The organism is Mesorhizobium sp. WSM3224, assembly GCF_000427725.1.
GTDB lineage: Bacteria > Pseudomonadota > Alphaproteobacteria > Rhizobiales > Rhizobiaceae > Mesorhizobium.
In genome coordinates, this window is record NZ_ATYO01000002.1 from 1 (window position 1) to 14,567 (window position 14,567).

14 protein-coding genes are annotated in these 14,567 nt (G+C 63.5%); 4 read left to right on the forward strand and 10 right to left on the reverse strand.

Annotated elements, in window-relative coordinates; genetic code table 11:
* Positions 1-285: 285 nt before the first annotated feature.
* From YU3_RS0103620 to petA, 5 genes are all read right to left on the reverse strand, one after another.
* Positions 286-831, reverse strand: coding sequence for an adenine phosphoribosyltransferase (locus tag YU3_RS0103620; protein WP_027164962.1), 546 nt, complete (start codon positions 829-831; stop codon positions 286-288).
* A gap of 187 nt (positions 832-1,018) precedes the next feature.
* The gene (locus tag YU3_RS0103625; RefSeq protein WP_027164963.1) at positions 1,019-1,714 is read right to left on the reverse strand and encodes a phosphatase PAP2 family protein; all 696 of its coding nucleotides are present in this window, start codon (positions 1,712-1,714) and stop codon (positions 1,019-1,021) included.
* Between the two features lie 139 nt (positions 1,715-1,853).
* On the reverse strand, positions 1,854-2,723 hold the full coding sequence (locus YU3_RS0103630; protein ID WP_027164964.1) for a cytochrome c1: 870 nt from the start codon (positions 2,721-2,723) through the stop codon (positions 1,854-1,856).
* Positions 2,724-2,744: 21 nt separating this feature from the next.
* On the reverse strand, positions 2,745-4,046 hold the full coding sequence (locus YU3_RS0103635; protein WP_027164965.1) for a cytochrome b N-terminal domain-containing protein: 1,302 nt from the start codon (positions 4,044-4,046) through the stop codon (positions 2,745-2,747).
* Positions 4,047-4,062: 16 nt separating this feature from the next.
* The gene (petA, locus tag YU3_RS0103640) at positions 4,063-4,623 is read right to left on the reverse strand and encodes a ubiquinol-cytochrome c reductase iron-sulfur subunit (protein WP_027164966.1); all 561 of its coding nucleotides are present in this window, start codon (positions 4,621-4,623) and stop codon (positions 4,063-4,065) included.
* 310 nt (positions 4,624-4,933) lie between these two features.
* Between petA and YU3_RS0103645 the strand changes: the two genes are divergently transcribed.
* Both YU3_RS0103645 and YU3_RS35960 read left to right on the forward strand, forming a co-directional pair.
* Positions 4,934-5,278 carry a cupin domain-containing protein gene (locus YU3_RS0103645; protein WP_027164967.1) on the forward strand — a complete coding sequence of 115 codons (345 nt, stop codon included), beginning with the start codon at positions 4,934-4,936 and terminating at the stop codon, positions 5,276-5,278.
* An 82-nt stretch (positions 5,279-5,360) separates the two neighbouring features.
* Positions 5,361-6,281: an alpha/beta hydrolase gene (locus YU3_RS35960; RefSeq protein ID WP_084507906.1), complete on the forward strand. Its 921-nt coding sequence runs from the start codon at positions 5,361-5,363 to the stop codon at positions 6,279-6,281.
* A 36-nt stretch (positions 6,282-6,317) separates the two neighbouring features.
* On the opposite strand, the gene YU3_RS0103655 is transcribed toward YU3_RS35960, so the two are convergent.
* The 5 genes from YU3_RS0103655 to YU3_RS0103675 all read right to left on the reverse strand — a co-directional run bounded on the left by YU3_RS0103655 (position 6,318) and on the right by YU3_RS0103675 (position 13,026).
* A complete protein-coding gene (locus tag YU3_RS0103655; protein WP_027164968.1) occupies positions 6,318-6,629 on the reverse strand; it encodes a DUF6665 family protein in 312 nt (103 codons plus the stop codon).
* Positions 6,630-6,638: 9 nt separating this feature from the next.
* The gene (locus tag YU3_RS0103660) at positions 6,639-8,522 is read right to left on the reverse strand and encodes an ABC transporter ATP-binding protein (RefSeq protein ID WP_027164969.1); all 1,884 of its coding nucleotides are present in this window, start codon (positions 8,520-8,522) and stop codon (positions 6,639-6,641) included.
* The gene (locus YU3_RS0103665; RefSeq protein WP_156913335.1) at positions 8,519-10,411 is read right to left on the reverse strand and encodes an ABC transporter ATP-binding protein; all 1,893 of its coding nucleotides are present in this window, start codon (positions 10,409-10,411) and stop codon (positions 8,519-8,521) included. Before YU3_RS0103665 ends, YU3_RS0103660 begins: the two co-directional genes overlap by 4 nt.
* Positions 10,412-10,703: 292 nt before the next feature.
* A complete protein-coding gene (locus tag YU3_RS0103670) occupies positions 10,704-12,584 on the reverse strand; it encodes an ABC transporter ATP-binding protein (RefSeq protein ID WP_027164971.1) in 1,881 nt (626 codons plus the stop codon).
* Positions 12,585-12,609: 25 nt separating this feature from the next.
* Entirely contained in the window at positions 12,610-13,026 is a 417-nt protein-coding gene (locus tag YU3_RS0103675) for a hypothetical protein (protein ID WP_156913336.1), read from the reverse strand.
* Between the two features lie 467 nt (positions 13,027-13,493).
* Here YU3_RS0103675 and YU3_RS0103680 point away from each other — a divergent pair, with 467 nt between their 5' ends.
* Positions 13,494-13,952, forward strand: a complete 459-nt coding sequence (locus tag YU3_RS0103680; RefSeq protein WP_027164973.1) for a tRNA (cytidine(34)-2'-O)-methyltransferase — start codon at positions 13,494-13,496, stop codon at positions 13,950-13,952.
* 150 nt (positions 13,953-14,102) lie between these two features.
* The gene (gene soxR, locus YU3_RS0103685) at positions 14,103-14,549 is read left to right on the forward strand and encodes a redox-sensitive transcriptional activator SoxR (RefSeq protein WP_027164974.1); all 447 of its coding nucleotides are present in this window, start codon (positions 14,103-14,105) and stop codon (positions 14,547-14,549) included.
* Positions 14,550-14,567 lie beyond the last annotated feature (18 nt).

Here is a 14,567-nt window from a genome sequence, read left to right on the forward strand (position 1 = left end):
TCTGAGGGCGCTCCAGAGCGCGCCGTCAGTCCCGCCAAGGCAGGTCCCGGGCCAGGAGACGCAAAGCTACATCCCGCCACGTCCAGTGTGGCGCCGTGCTCAATCAGCGCAAGACCAAGCCGCTGCGCGGCGGCTGGACAGCCGGCCTTGCGCCGATCTGCGCGCGACGCTTTCGAGCGCCCTATGGTCGGGACGAACAGCTGCCCCACGATCAAACCAACAGCTAGCAGATCAACCTCTTGACCCAATGGCCCTCATGTGAGGGGAGAAGGAAGAGGCGCCGCCTCAATGCCCCTCGAACCCGATCAGCGTCCTGACCGGCACGCCGAGCGCTTCCAGCTTTTGGCGCCCGCCGAGGTCCGGCAGGTCGATGACGAAGCAGGCGGCAACGATGTCGGCGCCGATCTGCCTGAGCAGGTTCACCGCCGCTTCCGCCGTTCCGCCGGTGGCGATCAGGTCGTCGACCAGGATCACCTTCTCGCCCGGCGAGACGCCGTCCTTGTGCATCTCCATCTCGTCCAGCCCGTATTCGAGGCTGTAGGCCACGCGCACCGTCTCATAAGGCAGCTTGCCTTTCTTGCGGATCGGCACGAAGCCGGCCGAGAGTTGGTGCGCCACGGCGCCGCCGAGGATGAAGCCGCGCGCTTCGATGCCGGCGATCTTGTCGATCTTCAACCCGGCATAGGGATGCACGAGCTCGTCGATGGCGCGGCGGAAGGCGCGCGCATCGCCAAGCAGCGTGGTGATGTCGCGAAACAGGATGCCGGGCCTGGGGTAATCCGGAATGGTGCGGATGGCCGCGAGCAGTGTGTCTTCGAGGGAGGATTTCATTGGGGCTTTCCGCGTGTCCGGCTGTCGGATTTGGCGGCGTCGGCCATTGCTGCCCGACCCGGCCGGACAAGGGCTACCGCGATGCAGCGCCAGAGACAAGCGTATCCGGCAAAGCATGGCACCGGCCTTGCCCCATAAAAAAGGGCGCCGCGAAGGCGCCCTTCGAAAGGCAGGCGATGTTGCGCAACTACATCCCGAGATCCGAGCGCAGCTCGGACCGCGCCACTTCGTACTCAGCCTTGAAGTCGGGCCGGTTGAGCAGGACCGCCGCGATGACGCTGCCGGAAATCTTGCCCATTTCGATGTCGGACGGATAGTGGATGCCGCCGACCACGCGATTATGGGCAAATTCGGCCGCGCGCGCCATGATCTCGGCGCGCTTCTCCGGAACCATGTCGGCAAGGATGATGCCCATCATGGTGCCGACCGTCGCATGACCAGACGGCCAGGAGCCCGAGCTCGAGAGCTTCACGACCGGCTTGACCAGATCGCTGAGCTGATGCGGGCGCGGACGCTTCCAGACGTCCTTAGCCGGATCGACAACAGCGCCTTCTGTCGCCACCACGCGGTCGAAGAAGGCGCTGAACTTCGGCATTGTTTCCTTGTTGAACTTCGGCCCCATGACATCGGCGAAGCGCCAGACGTTCTCTTCGGCATCGGCGATGGCGCGTTTTTCCATTTCCGGCGTGCGCGTCACCTGCAGCGTCAGCACCTCGCCGAGCTCGGCTTTGGTTTCTGCCGAATCATTGGCCGGCGGCGGCGGCAGGATCATCGTCAGATCAATGTCCTTGCTGGTGACGAAAGGCTGGGCCTCGTCGGCATGGGCGGCGTATCCGGTGATAAGCAGCAGGAAACCCGCCGCGAGCGATGCGTATCTTTTCATGGGTTCGATCCTTTGATGTGGGCAAGGCAGGATCGCCACGCGCGATGACGGCCATGTGACATGGACCCCGTTTCGCGCATGCCAAAATGCAAAAGGGCGCCCTGCGGCGCCCTTCGGATTTCTGGCGGTCGATCGCGCCTCAGTGCGCCACGTCGGCCCACACCCTGCGCTTAGTCATGTAGACCAATGCGCCGAACAGCAGCAGGAACACCAGCACGCGGAAGCCGGTCTTCTTGCGCTCTTCCAGGTGAGGCTCGGCGGCCCACATCAGGAAGGCCGAGACGTCGCGGGCATACTGGTCGACGGTCTGCGGCGAGCCGTCGTCATAAGTCACCTGGCCGTCCGAGAGCGGCTTCGGCATCTTCAGCGACACGCCGGACAGAAAGTACGGATTGTAGTGCGTGCCTTCCGGGATCGCCATGCCGGCCGGCGGCGTCTGGTCGTAACCGGTGAGCAGCGAGTGGATATAATCCGGGCCACCCTGCGCATACTGGGTGAAGATATCGAAGACGAAGCGCGGGAAGCCGCGCTCGACGCCGCGAGCCTTGGCGAGCAGCGACATGTCCGGCGGCGCGGCGCCGCCATTGGCGGATGCCGCGGCCTGCTCGTTCGGGAACGGCGCCGGGAAGTGATCGGACGGCTTGCCGGGACGATCGAACATGTCGCCGGCATCGTTCGGGCCGTCATGAATGGTGTATTCGGCGGCTAAAGTCTTGATCTGCGCTTCCGAATAGCCGAGCCCTTCCAGCGTGCGGAACGCCACAAGGTTCATCGAGTGGCAGGCCGAGCAGACCTCCTTGTAGACCTTGAGGCCGCGCTGCAGCTGCGCCTTGTCATAGGTACCGAACGGGCCGGCGAAGCTCCAGCTCATTTCCTTCGGTTCGTTGATCGGGAAATGCGTCGGCGCGGCCGGGTTCTGCTCTTCCTCGGCGATGGCAACGGCACTTGACATCCAAGTACCCGCAACCACCAGGCCGAGCAGCGCCAGCGAGGTGAGAATCTTCTTCATACCCAAAATCCCCTCAGATTCTCAGCCTTTGGTTTCCGGCGCGGCGGTCGCGCCTGCCGGATGTCCGCCGCCGCCCTTGTTCTTTTCCAGCACCGCCTCGGTGATCGAGTTTGGCAGCCTGCGCGGCGTCTCGATCAGGCCGAGCACCGGCATGACGACCAGGAAGAAGGCGAAGTAGAACAGCGTCGCCATCTGCGCCATGAACACGTAGCTGCCTTCCGCCGGCTGCGAGCCCAGCCATCCGAGCAGGATGGCGTCGGCCACGAACAGCCAGAAGAACACCTTGTACCATGGACGGTAGACCGCCGAGCGCACCTTGGAGGTGTCGAGCCACGGCACCAGGAACAGCATGGCGATGGCGCCGAACATGCACAGCACGCCGCCGAGCTTGGAGTTGATCGGCCCGACGTTGAAGGTGATGGCGCGCAGGATCGCGTAGAACGGCAGGAAGTACCATTCCGGAACGATATGGGCCGGCGTCTTCAGCGGATTGGCGACCGTGTAGTTGTCCGGGTGGCCGAGATAGTTCGGCAGATAGAAGACGAAATAGGCGAAGATGAACAGGAACACGATCATGCCGAACGCGTCCTTGATGGTCGCGTAGGGCGTGAAGGCGACGGTGTCGGTCTTCGACTTGACCTCGATGCCGGTCGGGTTCGACTGGCCGACGACATGCAGCGCCCAGATGTGCAGCACGACGACGCCGGCGATCATGAACGGCAAAAGGTAATGCAGCGCGAAGAAGCGGTTCAGCGTCGGATTGTCGACGGCGAAGCCGCCGAGCAGAAGCTGCTGAATCCAGTCGCCGACCAGCGGGATGGCGCTGAAGAAGCCGGTGATGACGGTGGCGCCCCAGAAGCTCATCTGGCCCCAGGGCAGCACATAGCCCATGAAGCCGGTGGCCATCATCAAGAGGTAGATGATGCAGCCGAGGATCCACAGCAGTTCGCGCGGCGCCTTGTAGGAGCCGTAGAACAGGCCGCGGAAGATGTGGATGTAGACGGCAACGAAGAAGAACGAAGCGCCGTTCGAATGGAGATAGCGCAACAGCCATCCCGAATTCACGTCGCGCATGATCTTCTCGACCGAATCGAAGGCGAGATTGGTGTCGGACGCGTAGTGCATCGCCAGCACGATGCCGGTCAGGATTTGCGCGACCAGCATGATCGAAAGGATGCCGCCGAACGTCCACATGTAGTTGAGGTTGCGCGGCACCGGATAGGCGACGAAACTGTCATAGATCAGCCGCGGCAGCGGCATGCGGGCGTCGAACCAGCGCTCGATACCGGTCTTGGGCGTATAGGTCGAGTGTCCCTCGCTCATCGAAATGTCCCCTGCCTCAACCGATAAGGATCTTGGTATCGGAAATGAACTTGAATACCGGGATCGCCATGTTCTCCGGCGCCGGGCCTTTGCGGATGCGGCCGGCGGTGTCGTATTGCGAACCATGGCAGGGGCAGAACCAGCCGCCGAAATCGCCTTCCTGGCCGAGCGGGATGCAGCCGAGATGCGTGCAGACCTGCACCATCACCATCCAGGCTTCCTTGCCGGGCGTGGTGCGGTTGGCGTCGGTCGCCGGCGCGTCGGACGGCAGGTTGGCGTTGCGCGCGATCGGGTCCTTGAGATCGCCGAGGTTGACGGCTTCACCGTCCTTCATTTCCTTTTCGGTGCGGTTGCGCACCACCACCGGCTTGCCGCGCCACTTGACGATCAGCGAGCTGCCGGGCTGCAGCGAGGAGACATCGACCTCGACCGAAGCGAGTGCCAGCGTCGAGGCGTCGGGACGCATCTGGTCGATGAACGGCCACGCGACGGCTCCGGCGCCGACAACGGCGGCCATGCCGGTGGCTACGTAGAGAAAATCGCGACGGTTGGGATCGTGGATGTCGGTTGCGCTCACGGGTGCCTGATCCTTTCGCCTCTTCCTAACCGGAGGCCGAGCCTTGTCCCCGCTCAATCGCACCTGCCCGACAGCGCATGGCGAACAGGCTAGCGAATTCCTCCGGCATTTGGAGTTCGGTTTATGCGTGCGGCCCGTTTTTGTCCAGCGGGGTGAGGCCACAAGGGCAGATTGTCGCGGGGATGTGCGGCTGCCGTGGCCGGCGCCCCTTCGCCAAGCCGCCGGATGGGGTGAGACAGCGGGAATCCGGGATAAAATCGGGCCGGTGTTCGCCTCGACAGCGGCTCCTGGCCCGGTCTATTCTCCGGCCATGGCGCATGTCATTGAACGCGACAGCTGGGCCGACGCCCCAGACCGCTGGAAAGGCGAGCTGCAATGCGGCCAATTCGGCGCCAATTCCTGCCTGATCTTCAACTATCAGCCGACGGTCGGCGGCGGCCCACGCCTGCATAAGCACCCCTATGTGGAAATCTTCGTGATCCGCTCCGGCACCGGCCTGTTCACGATCGGCGACGAGGAAATCAAGGCTACGGCCGGCCAAATCCTGATCGTGCCGCCCGACACGCCGCACAAATTCACCAATCTCGGCCCCGGCCCGCTCGAAAGCACCGACATTCACGAGAACGGCCACTTCATCACAGAGTGGCTGGAATGATTCTTCCAATCCTTCGACTAGACCTGTCCGAAGGCTGACTGCGGCCTAGTTCCATCCATCTGGCACCGATGGAGATCGAGGCATGCAAACTCGCACCGTTGAGGTCGAGGGGCTGGCTATCGCGATCCGGGAAGCAGGACCGCCCGATGCGTCGGGCTTTCTGCTGCTGCATGGCTGGCCGCAGAGCTCTTACGCTTTTGAGGCAATCATCGACCGGCTGGCCAAGGACCAGCGCGTGGTTGCCCCGGACCTGCCGGGTATCGGCGGCTCGCACGGCATGCCCGGAAGCGGTGAGAAGGCATATCTGGCCAAGCTGATGGACCGTCTGATTAACGCCTGCGGCTTGCGGCAGGTCATCGTCGCCGGCCACGATGTCGGTGGCCAGATCGCCTACGCGCTGTTGCGGGACAAGCCCGCGGAATTGTCCGGCGCGGTGATTATGGATGTCGTCATCCCTGGCGTGGCGCCGTGGGAAAAGGTCATCCGCAACCCGCACATCTGGCATTTTGCCTTCCATGCGATCCCGGCTTTGCCGGAGCTGCTGGTGAGCGGCCATGAGCGCGCCTATTTCGATTTCTTCTTCGATATCCTTTCGAAGGAAAAGTCGGCGATCCCTGCCAAAGCCCGGGACATCTACACAAAGGCCTATTCGCGGCCGGAAAGCCTCAAGGCGGGCTTCGACTGGTATCGCGCCTTTGCCGACGATGCCAAGGCCAATTCCGTGCCGTCTGCGACCCCGATTACCACGCCGGTGCTTTATCTCAGGGGCTCGGCCGCACCCGGCGACATCGCCGATTATCTCGACGGCTTCAGGTCCGCCGGTCTATCGCGGGTCGAAGGCGACATCATCGCCGACAGCGGGCACTTCGCGGCCGACGAGAACCCGACAGCACTCGCTGCAAGATTGGCACGCTTTCGCGAAGAGATCGGCGCGCCTAATGCATGTCGCCCAGAAGTGTGCAGCGGTTCTGGGACAACGACATGCATAAAAACAAAGACTTAAAGCGTGTCGCCTGAATCCGTTTCAGCGCGACACGCTTTAGCTGGCGCCAAGCCTGACCAGAACCGCCCTTGGAATGTCATATTCACGGATCACCGCATCGTGCCTGCGCAACCCGCAAAGCTCGCGCTGGATGAAGTAGGCGTGGACGGCCGCGGCCGCTTCCTTGAGCAGCCGGGCGCGATCTTCGCCCTCGCCGCCCTCGCGCAACTTGCGTAGCGTTTGTTCGACGCGCTGCCCGGCGCGGCCGAGCGCGGCGGCCTTTTCGGCCAGGATTTCGTGGCCGAGCAGGTCGAGCGCATTTTCCTGCGCGCCTGACCGGCCGAAATTCGAAGGCATGCGTACCGACATGGTGCCGTTCTACTCCGCCGGCCGCGTCTCTTCCAGCACGCTTTCCTCGTTGAACAGGAAGCCGCCGGACTGCCGTTTCCAGAGCCGCGCATAGAGCCCGTCGAGCGCCACCAGCTCGTCATGCGTGCCCTGTTCGACGATGCGGCCGTCGTCAAGCACCACCAGCCGGTCGAGCGCCGCGATCGTCGACAGTCGGTGCGCGATGGCGATCACCGTCTTTTTCTCCATCAGTCTGGTCAGGTTCTCCTGGATCGCCGCCTCGATGTCCGAGTCGAGCGCCGAGGTCGCCTCGTCAAGGATGAGGATCGGCGCGTCCTTGAGGAAGACGCGCGCGATCGCCACGCGCTGCCGCTGGCCGCCGGAGAGTTTCACGCCGCGCTCCCCGACATAGGCCTCGTAGCCGGCGCGCTCGCGGTTGTCGCGCAGGCCGAGGATGAAATCATGCGCCTCGGCCTTCTTCGCGGCGGCGATCACTTGCGCGTCGGTCGCATTCGGCATGCCGAGCTTGATGTTGTCGCGCAGCGAGCGGTGGAACAGCGCCGTGTCCTGGCTGACCACGCCGATATTGCCGCGCAGCGAATTCTGCGTGACCCCGGCGATATCCTGGCCGTCGACCAGGATACGGCCGCCTTCCAGGTCGTAAAGACGCAGGATCAGGTTTGCCAGGGTCGTCTTGCCGGCGCCGGACGGCCCGACCAGGCCAACCTTCTCGCCCGGGCGCACGACGAGGTCGATGCCGTCCAGCACCCCTGCCCCTTTGCCGTAGTGGAAGGTGACGTTCTTGACCTCGATGCGGCCACCGGCGACCACCAATTCCCTGGCGCCCGGCGCGTCGGTCAGGCCAAGCGGCTGCGTGATCAGCGCCTTGGAGTTCTCCAGCACGCCGAGGTTCCTCAATATGCTGTTGAGCTGCATCATCAGCCGTCCCAGCAGCATGTTGAGCCTCAGCACCAGCGACAGCGTGAAGGCGACAGCGCCGACGGTGATCGAGCCTTCCACCCAGAGATAGATCGCAAAGGCCGCGATCGCGGTGATCATGACGCCGGAGAGCATGGTCAGCGCCATGCGCACGCCGGTCAGCCGGCGCGTGAACGGCCGCAGCGCGTCGAGATAGATATCGAAGCCGCTGCGGATATAGCGGTCGTCGCCGTCGGCCGAGAACAGCTTCAGCGTCTGCACGTTGGAATAGGAATCGACGATGCGGCCGGTGATCATCGAGCCTGCTTCGGCGGTCGCCTCGGCATGTTTGCGGATCGCCGGCAGATAGAGTTTGGCCAGCCAGCCGAAGGCGGAGATCCACACCACCACCATGACCGCCAGCCGCAAATCCAGCCCCGCCACCAGCGCCAGCGTCGTCACCGTATAGACGATCATGAACCAGACCACCTCGATGAAGCTCTCCATCAGGTCGCCCGTCGCCTGACCCGCCTGCCAGACCTTGGTGGCGATGCGGCCGGCGAAATCGTTCTGGAAGAAGGCGTAGGACTGGCGCGAGACATGCCGGTGCGCCTGCCAGCGCACCAGATTGTAGAACCCGGGCGTAATCGTCTGTTCGTCGACCAGCGCCGACAGGCCGACGACGGCCGTGCGGATGATGAGCACCACCGCGCCCATGAACAGCAGTTCGGGGCCTGCCGCGGCCCAAAGCGCGTGCCAGCTGCGTTCGCCGGGCAACTGGTCCAGGATATCGACCAGCCTTCCGACGAAATAGAAAAGGCCGGCCTCGACCAGCGGCGCGATGCCCCCGATGATGAGCATGGCGAAGAAGGCGAGCTTTGCCTGCCCGACATAGTGCCACAGGAAGCCGCCGACGCTGGCCGGCGGCCGCAGATTCGCGGGCTCGCGGAACGGGTAGACCCAATGCTCGAACCAGCGATAGATGGCTTGCATCATTCCGCGGCTTCACCCTTTGTCGACAGGTCTTCGGCGGCCTGCTTTTGCTCGAGCAGGAACCCGCCCGACTGGCGCCGCCAAAGCTGGGCATAGAGCCCGCCCTTGGCGATCAACGCCTCATGCGAGCCATCCTCGACGACGCGGCCTTTGTCCATCACCACCAGCCTGTCCATCGCCGCGATGGTCGACAGACGATGGGCAATGGCGATGACGGTCTTGCCCTGCATGAGCTTGTACAGATTCTCCTGGATCGCCGCTTCCACCTCCGAATCGAGCGCGGACGTCGCCTCGTCGAGAATAAGGATCGGCGCGTCCTTCAGCATAACGCGGGCAATGGCGATGCGTTGCCGCTGGCCGCCGGACAGCTTTACGCCGCGCTCGCCGACCAGCGCCTCATAGCCACTGTGACCATGCGGGTCGGTCAATCCGGCGATCACATCGTCGATCTGAGCGGCTTTAGCGGCGCTGACCATGGCCCCGTCGCTGGCGGACTGGCGTCCATATTTGATGTTCTCGCGAACGGATCGATGCAGCAGCGACGTATCCTGGTTGACGAAGCCGATCGCCGCGCGGACGCTCTCTTGCGAAACGTTGCGGATATCCTGTCCGTCGATCAGCACCTTGCCGTCCTGCACGTCGAACAGCCGCAGCACGAGGTTGACCAGCGTCGACTTGCCGGCTCCGGAACGCCCGATCAGGCCGACCCGCTCGCCCGGCGCGATTTTCAGCGACAGATCGTCAATGACACCGCCTTTGCCGTCCTTGCGCGAGTAGTTGAAGTTCACCCGGTCGAACTCGATGCCGCCGGCGCTCACGATAAGGGCCGGTGCGCCGGGTTGGTCCTGCATGGTGATGGGACGCGCGATCGTCGTCATCGAATTGCCGGCGACGCCGATCTGCCGGAAGACGTTGCCGCCGACATCGAGGATCCTGCCGGAGATGTTGGCGATCTGCAGCGCGAACGGTATGGCCGTCGCCACCGCCGCGGTGGTCATGGCGCCGGCGTTCCAGCCAGCGAGCGCCAGCCAGCTTATGGCGATAAGCAGCGCCGCGTTGAGCACGAACAAGGCCGACCACATTAGCGTGAAAACGCGCATCAGCTGGTAAAAGGTTTCGGCGTGCTCGACCACCGCTTGCGAGACATATTCGTCTTCGTGTTCGCCGGTCGAGAAGGTCTTGAGCGTCAGGATGTTGGTGTAGCTGTCGACCATGCGGCCACTCACCTGCGACCACCGCTCCGACAGCGCCGACGAGCGCCGCGTGATCCTGGGCATCGCCAACCAGAAGATCAGGCAATAGAACACCAGCCATAGCGCCACCACCGCCAGCAGAAGCGGGTCGAGCCGTGCCAGCACCACGATGGCCACGGCGACGAAGACCAGCGCATACCAGACGGCGTCGACGGTGAGGTTGACGCTCATCTCCACCGAATCGCCGCTCTGCATGACCTTGGTCCCGATGCGTCCGGCAAAGTCGTTCTGGAAGAACGACCAGTCCTGGCGCACGACATGCCAATGGCTCTGCCAGCGGATGAGGTCGATGAGATTTGGCGCGATCGCGTGGTTGCGAATGAGCGCGTCGACGACCATCGACAGCGGACGCAACAGCACGACGAACGCCATCAAGGCGAGCAGCGGCCAATGCGCCGCGAAGAAATCGCCGGGCTTGGCGTCAGTCAGCGCGCCCACGATCAGGCCGACGAAAATCGGCAGCATCGCGTCAACAATGGCGGCGACGGCAACGATGACCATGCGCAACCGATACGCGGCGCGAAACTGGCTTATGAAATACCAGTAGAACCGCCAAAGCCCCATTGGCGGTTGCCGGTCGTCGGCGAGCGCCACCGGCGAATAACGACTTTCGAACCAGGTGAAGATGCGGTCGAACATTTTTCTCTCGTGGACGCCGGAAACCCGCCTGCACCGATCTGGTAGCCGGCCTGCTCTGACCATGCCGTGGTTACGCCCGGGATCGATTCCCGGCAATCGTCGTGACCTGCTGGTGCCAGAGCGGTTCGGCGTTTCACAGAATCGCTGAACCGCTCCAAGTCTTGTTGTTGCGCAATTCCGAACGGAAAACCGCTATGCACTTTTCCTGGAATTGCTAAGTCCTTGTTGCTGCGCAATTCCGGACGGAAAACCGCTATGCACTTTTCCTGGAATTGCTCCAATCGCGATCGCGTTACTCCGCTGCCATCTCGGATTGGGGCCCCTTGGCATCCGACTCAGCCGGCGCGTCATCGAGCAGGAAGCCGCCGGACTGGCGCTGCCAGAGCTGGGCGTAGAGGCCGCCCTTGGCGACCAGCTCCTCGTGCGAGCCTTCCTCGATGATGCGGCCTTTGTCCATGACGACGAGCCGGTCCATCGCCGCGATGGTCGACAGGCGGTGCGCGATGGCGATGACGGTCTTGCCCTGCATCAGCTTGTAGAGGTTCTCCTGGATGGCCGCCTCGGCTTCCGAATCGAGCGCCGACGTCGCCTCGTCGAGGATCAGGATCGGTGCGTCCTTCAGCATGACACGGGCAATCGCGACGCGCTGCCGCTGGCCGCCGGACAATTTGACGCCCCGGTCGCCGACATGGGCGTCGAAGCCCTTGCGGCCGTTGTGGTCGGAAAGCTCGCTGATGAAGTCCAGCGCCTCGGCCCGTTTCGCCGCCTCGATCAGCATCTCGTCGGTTGCGTCTGGCCGGCCGTAGAGGATGTTCTCGCGCACCGAGCGATGCAGCAGCGAGGTGTCCTGCGTCACCATGCCGATCTGCGCGCGCAGCGAGTCCTGCGTCACCACCGCGATCTCCTGGCCGTCGACGAGGATCCTGCCGCCTTCCAGGTCGTAGAAGCGCAGCAAGAGATTGACCAGCGTCGACTTGCCGGCGCCGGAGCGGCCGACAATACCGACCTTCTCGCCGGGTTTCACGGTAAGCGACAGGTTCTCGATGACGCCCTTCTGCTTGCCGTAGTGGAAGCGGATGTCCTCGAAGCGGATCTCACCATGCGCGACGGCGATGTCCTTCGCGCCTGGCCTGTCCTCGACCAGACGCGGCAGCGAGATCGACTGGATGCCGTCGTGCACCGTGCCGATGTTCTCGAACAGCCCGGACATCTCCCACATGATCCACTGCGACATGCCCCACATGCGCAGCACCAGGCCGATGACCACCGCGACGGCGCCGATCGTTACCGCCTGGCCCAGCCACAGCCAAAGCGAGATCGCAGTCACCGAGAACAGCAGCAGCGAATTCAGGATGTAGAGCAGGCCGTAAAGCACGGTCACCAGCCGCATCGAGCGGTAGACCGTGTCGAGGAAGCCGGCCATGCCTTCCCTGGCGAAGGTGGCTTCGCGGCGCGCGTGCGAAAACAGCTTCACCGTCTGGATGTTGGTGTAACTATCGACGACGCGGCCGGTCATGGTCGAGCGCGCATTGGCCTGCTCCTCGCCGACCTTGCCGAGCCGCGGAATGAAAAAACGCAACAGCCCGATATAGCCGACCAGCCAGACGGCGAGCGGCGCGGCCAGCCGCAAGTCGGCCGAGCCGACGATGAACAGCATGCCGAGGAAATAGACGATGACGTAATTGAGAACCTCGATCAGCTTGATGACGCAGTCGCGCACGGCGAGCGCCGTCTGCATCAGCTTGGTGGCGATGCGGCCGGCGAACTCGTCCTGGTAGAAAGCCATCGACTGCTTCAAGAGATAGCGGTGCACCTGCCAGCGGATGCGCATTGGATAGTTGCCCATCAGCGTCTGCTGGTTGAGCAGCGAATGCAGCCAGACCGTGCCCGGCAGCGCGAACAGCACGACGAAAGCCATGCCGGCGAGCTTCCAGCTCTCGGTCTGCAGGAAAGTTTCGCGGTTCTGCGCCGACAGCCAGTCGACGATGCGGCCCATGAAGCCGAACATCCACACTTCGGCGATGGCGATCGACGTCATCAGGATCGCGTCTGGGATGATGTAGGGCAAGGCGCCGCGCGTATAATGCAAGCAGAACGCGATCAGCGTCTTCGGCGGCTCGACCGGCTCCTCGGCAGGGAACGGATCGAGCCTGTTTTCAAACCAGCGGAACATTCCAGGCACTCGACTGTCTCTGCGCTCACGCGGCGCGGGATTGATGGGCAAGGTTTTTCGGCCGCGCGGCGCCGCGGGCCGGCGATACGGATGGTTCCGTATCGCCGGCCCTGCTTCGCGCAATATAGGGTGTCGCGGGCTTTTCGCCGACAGGCTCGTTCGATGAGCCCGACGGCCCCGAACTTCCCGATGAAAAGCTCGAGTCTGCCCGGGCCTTGTCGCCCGGCCGGATCAAGCGGATGATCCGGCGCACCAGCGTGGGCCGGCTGTGGTCGGGCACCGCGCGCGAGAAATCGACGTCCGGCAGCATGCCGCGATGCGGCCTGCGCCGTTCCTCGGCATGCACCGCCGACGAATAGGTCTCGCCGATCAGCAGGGCCCAGGTCGCCGCCTTGCGCTCGTGCAGGCTTCTTGACCCCGGTATCTTATAGGGATCGAACATCGGTCCGTCCTCCATATGCAAATGCGTTAAAAAGGGTGATGCGGCTTCGACCACGGGCATTCGGCCGAAGGCGCGGATCGAATCGGTCGGGACGTGACGGCAAGCGTCGGTTGGGACACGACAAGTGTCGGTCCCGACACTTTCAGGTGGGGCGCGACGCCCTTTTGGCAGTTTGAAAAACATCGCAAGATTCCTTCGAAGGCCGAAAACTGGGTTCGGCGGGAATCGGTGCGATGAAGACTTAAAGTGTCAGAAGAATCGTCGTACCGAAACCGCCTGTGGGCATACGTGCGCCCCGGAAAGGAGCTGGATGTGCATGGTCATCATGTGGTTCCCCTCCTACGGTTTGGGTTGACGATGATGGGCATATACTCGACTTCGCAGAAAATGGCCACCCGCCAGTCCAGAAATCGCCGAAAGCCGGAGATGCCTGTGGCCGATCTGCCACTTATTAGCAGGATGCGGAAATGAACGATCGTCTCCGCATCGCGCTCTACCAGCCGGATATCGCCGGCAACACCGGGACAATCCTGCGCTTCGCCGCCTGCCTCGACCTTGCCGTCGATATCGTCGAACCGGCCGGCTTCCCGCTCGCGGACCGGACGCTGAAACGGGCCGGCATGGATTATCTCGAAATGGCGGCTCTGACCCGTCATGCCGACTGGCACGCCTTCGAGCAGTGGCGAAAGGCGCATGCGCGCCGCCTGGTTCTGCTCACCACCAGGGCCGCGGCCGCCTACACCGACTTTGCTTTCACCGCCGGGGACATTCTCCTGTTCGGCCGCGAATCCGCCGGCGTGCCGGATCAGGTCCACCAGGCGGCGGACGCGCGACTGACCATTCCGATGCGGCCGGGCGCGCGCAGCATCAATGTGGCGCTGTCGGTCGCCATGGTCGCCGGCGAAGCGCTCCGCCAGCTCGGTTAGTATCCGTGGCCCGCCATCCTTGCCGCCGCCGACGATGGCGGTTTCTCCCGTCATTCTCACCCAGGCGCACATCGCCTTCTCCTGCATTTGCCCTATCGACGGTTCTTCGCTACAAGCTCAACTTAACTTGAGGTCAAGCGGAAACTTCGAATGGCTACGGTGAAGGAATTGACGGTCGGCCAAGTGGCGGCGCGCAGCGGCGTGGCGGTATCGGCGCTGCATTTCTACGAAGCGCGCGGGCTGATCCGCAGCCACCGCACGTCAGGCAACCAGCGGCGCTACGGCCGCGACGTGCTGCGGCGCGTGGCGATCATCCGCGTCGCCCAGGAGGTCGGCATCTCGCTCGCCGACATCGCCGCCGCGTTCCAATCCCTGCCCGAGGGCCGGACCCCGACCCGCGAGGATTGGAATCTGCTTTCAACGGCTTGGCGCGATGGGCTCGATCATAAGATCAGCCAGTTGAAGAAGCTGCGAGACGGCCTGACCGATTGCATCGGCTGCGGTTGCATGTCGATCGACAAATGCCCGCTGAGGAACAAGGAAGACCGATTGAGCTCCCAAGGGGCGGGAGCGAGGCGGTTGTTGGTCGAGCGCTGACCAGAGCTTAGATGCTTG

Bases quoted from the DNA above. Each gene is read 5' to 3' on its own strand.
- YU3_RS0103620 (WP_027164962.1), bottom strand. From the start codon at position 831: ATGAAATCCTCCCTCGAAGACACACTGCTCGCGGCCATCCGCACCATT.
- YU3_RS0103625 (WP_027164963.1), bottom strand. From the start codon at position 1,714: ATGAAAAGATACGCATCGCTCGCGGCGGGTTTCCTGCTGCTTATCACC.
- YU3_RS0103630 (WP_027164964.1), bottom strand. From the start codon at position 2,723: ATGAAGAAGATTCTCACCTCGCTGGCGCTGCTCGGCCTGGTGGTTGCG.
- YU3_RS0103635 (WP_027164965.1), bottom strand. From the start codon at position 4,046: ATGAGCGAGGGACACTCGACCTATACGCCCAAGACCGGTATCGAGCGC.
- YU3_RS0103645 (WP_027164967.1), top strand. From the start codon at position 4,934: ATGGCGCATGTCATTGAACGCGACAGCTGGGCCGACGCCCCAGACCGC.
- YU3_RS35960 (WP_084507906.1), top strand. From the start codon at position 5,361: ATGCAAACTCGCACCGTTGAGGTCGAGGGGCTGGCTATCGCGATCCGG.
- YU3_RS0103655 (WP_027164968.1), bottom strand. From the start codon at position 6,629: ATGTCGGTACGCATGCCTTCGAATTTCGGCCGGTCAGGCGCGCAGGAA.
- YU3_RS0103660 (WP_027164969.1), bottom strand. From the start codon at position 8,522: ATGATGCAAGCCATCTATCGCTGGTTCGAGCATTGGGTCTACCCGTTC.
- YU3_RS0103665 (WP_156913335.1), bottom strand. From the start codon at position 10,411: ATGTTCGACCGCATCTTCACCTGGTTCGAAAGTCGTTATTCGCCGGTG.
- YU3_RS0103670 (WP_027164971.1), bottom strand. From the start codon at position 12,584: ATGTTCCGCTGGTTTGAAAACAGGCTCGATCCGTTCCCTGCCGAGGAG.
- YU3_RS0103675 (WP_156913336.1), bottom strand. From the start codon at position 13,026: ATGTTCGATCCCTATAAGATACCGGGGTCAAGAAGCCTGCACGAGCGC.
- YU3_RS0103680 (WP_027164973.1), top strand. From the start codon at position 13,494: ATGAACGATCGTCTCCGCATCGCGCTCTACCAGCCGGATATCGCCGGC.
- soxR (WP_027164974.1), top strand. From the start codon at position 14,103: ATGGCTACGGTGAAGGAATTGACGGTCGGCCAAGTGGCGGCGCGCAGC.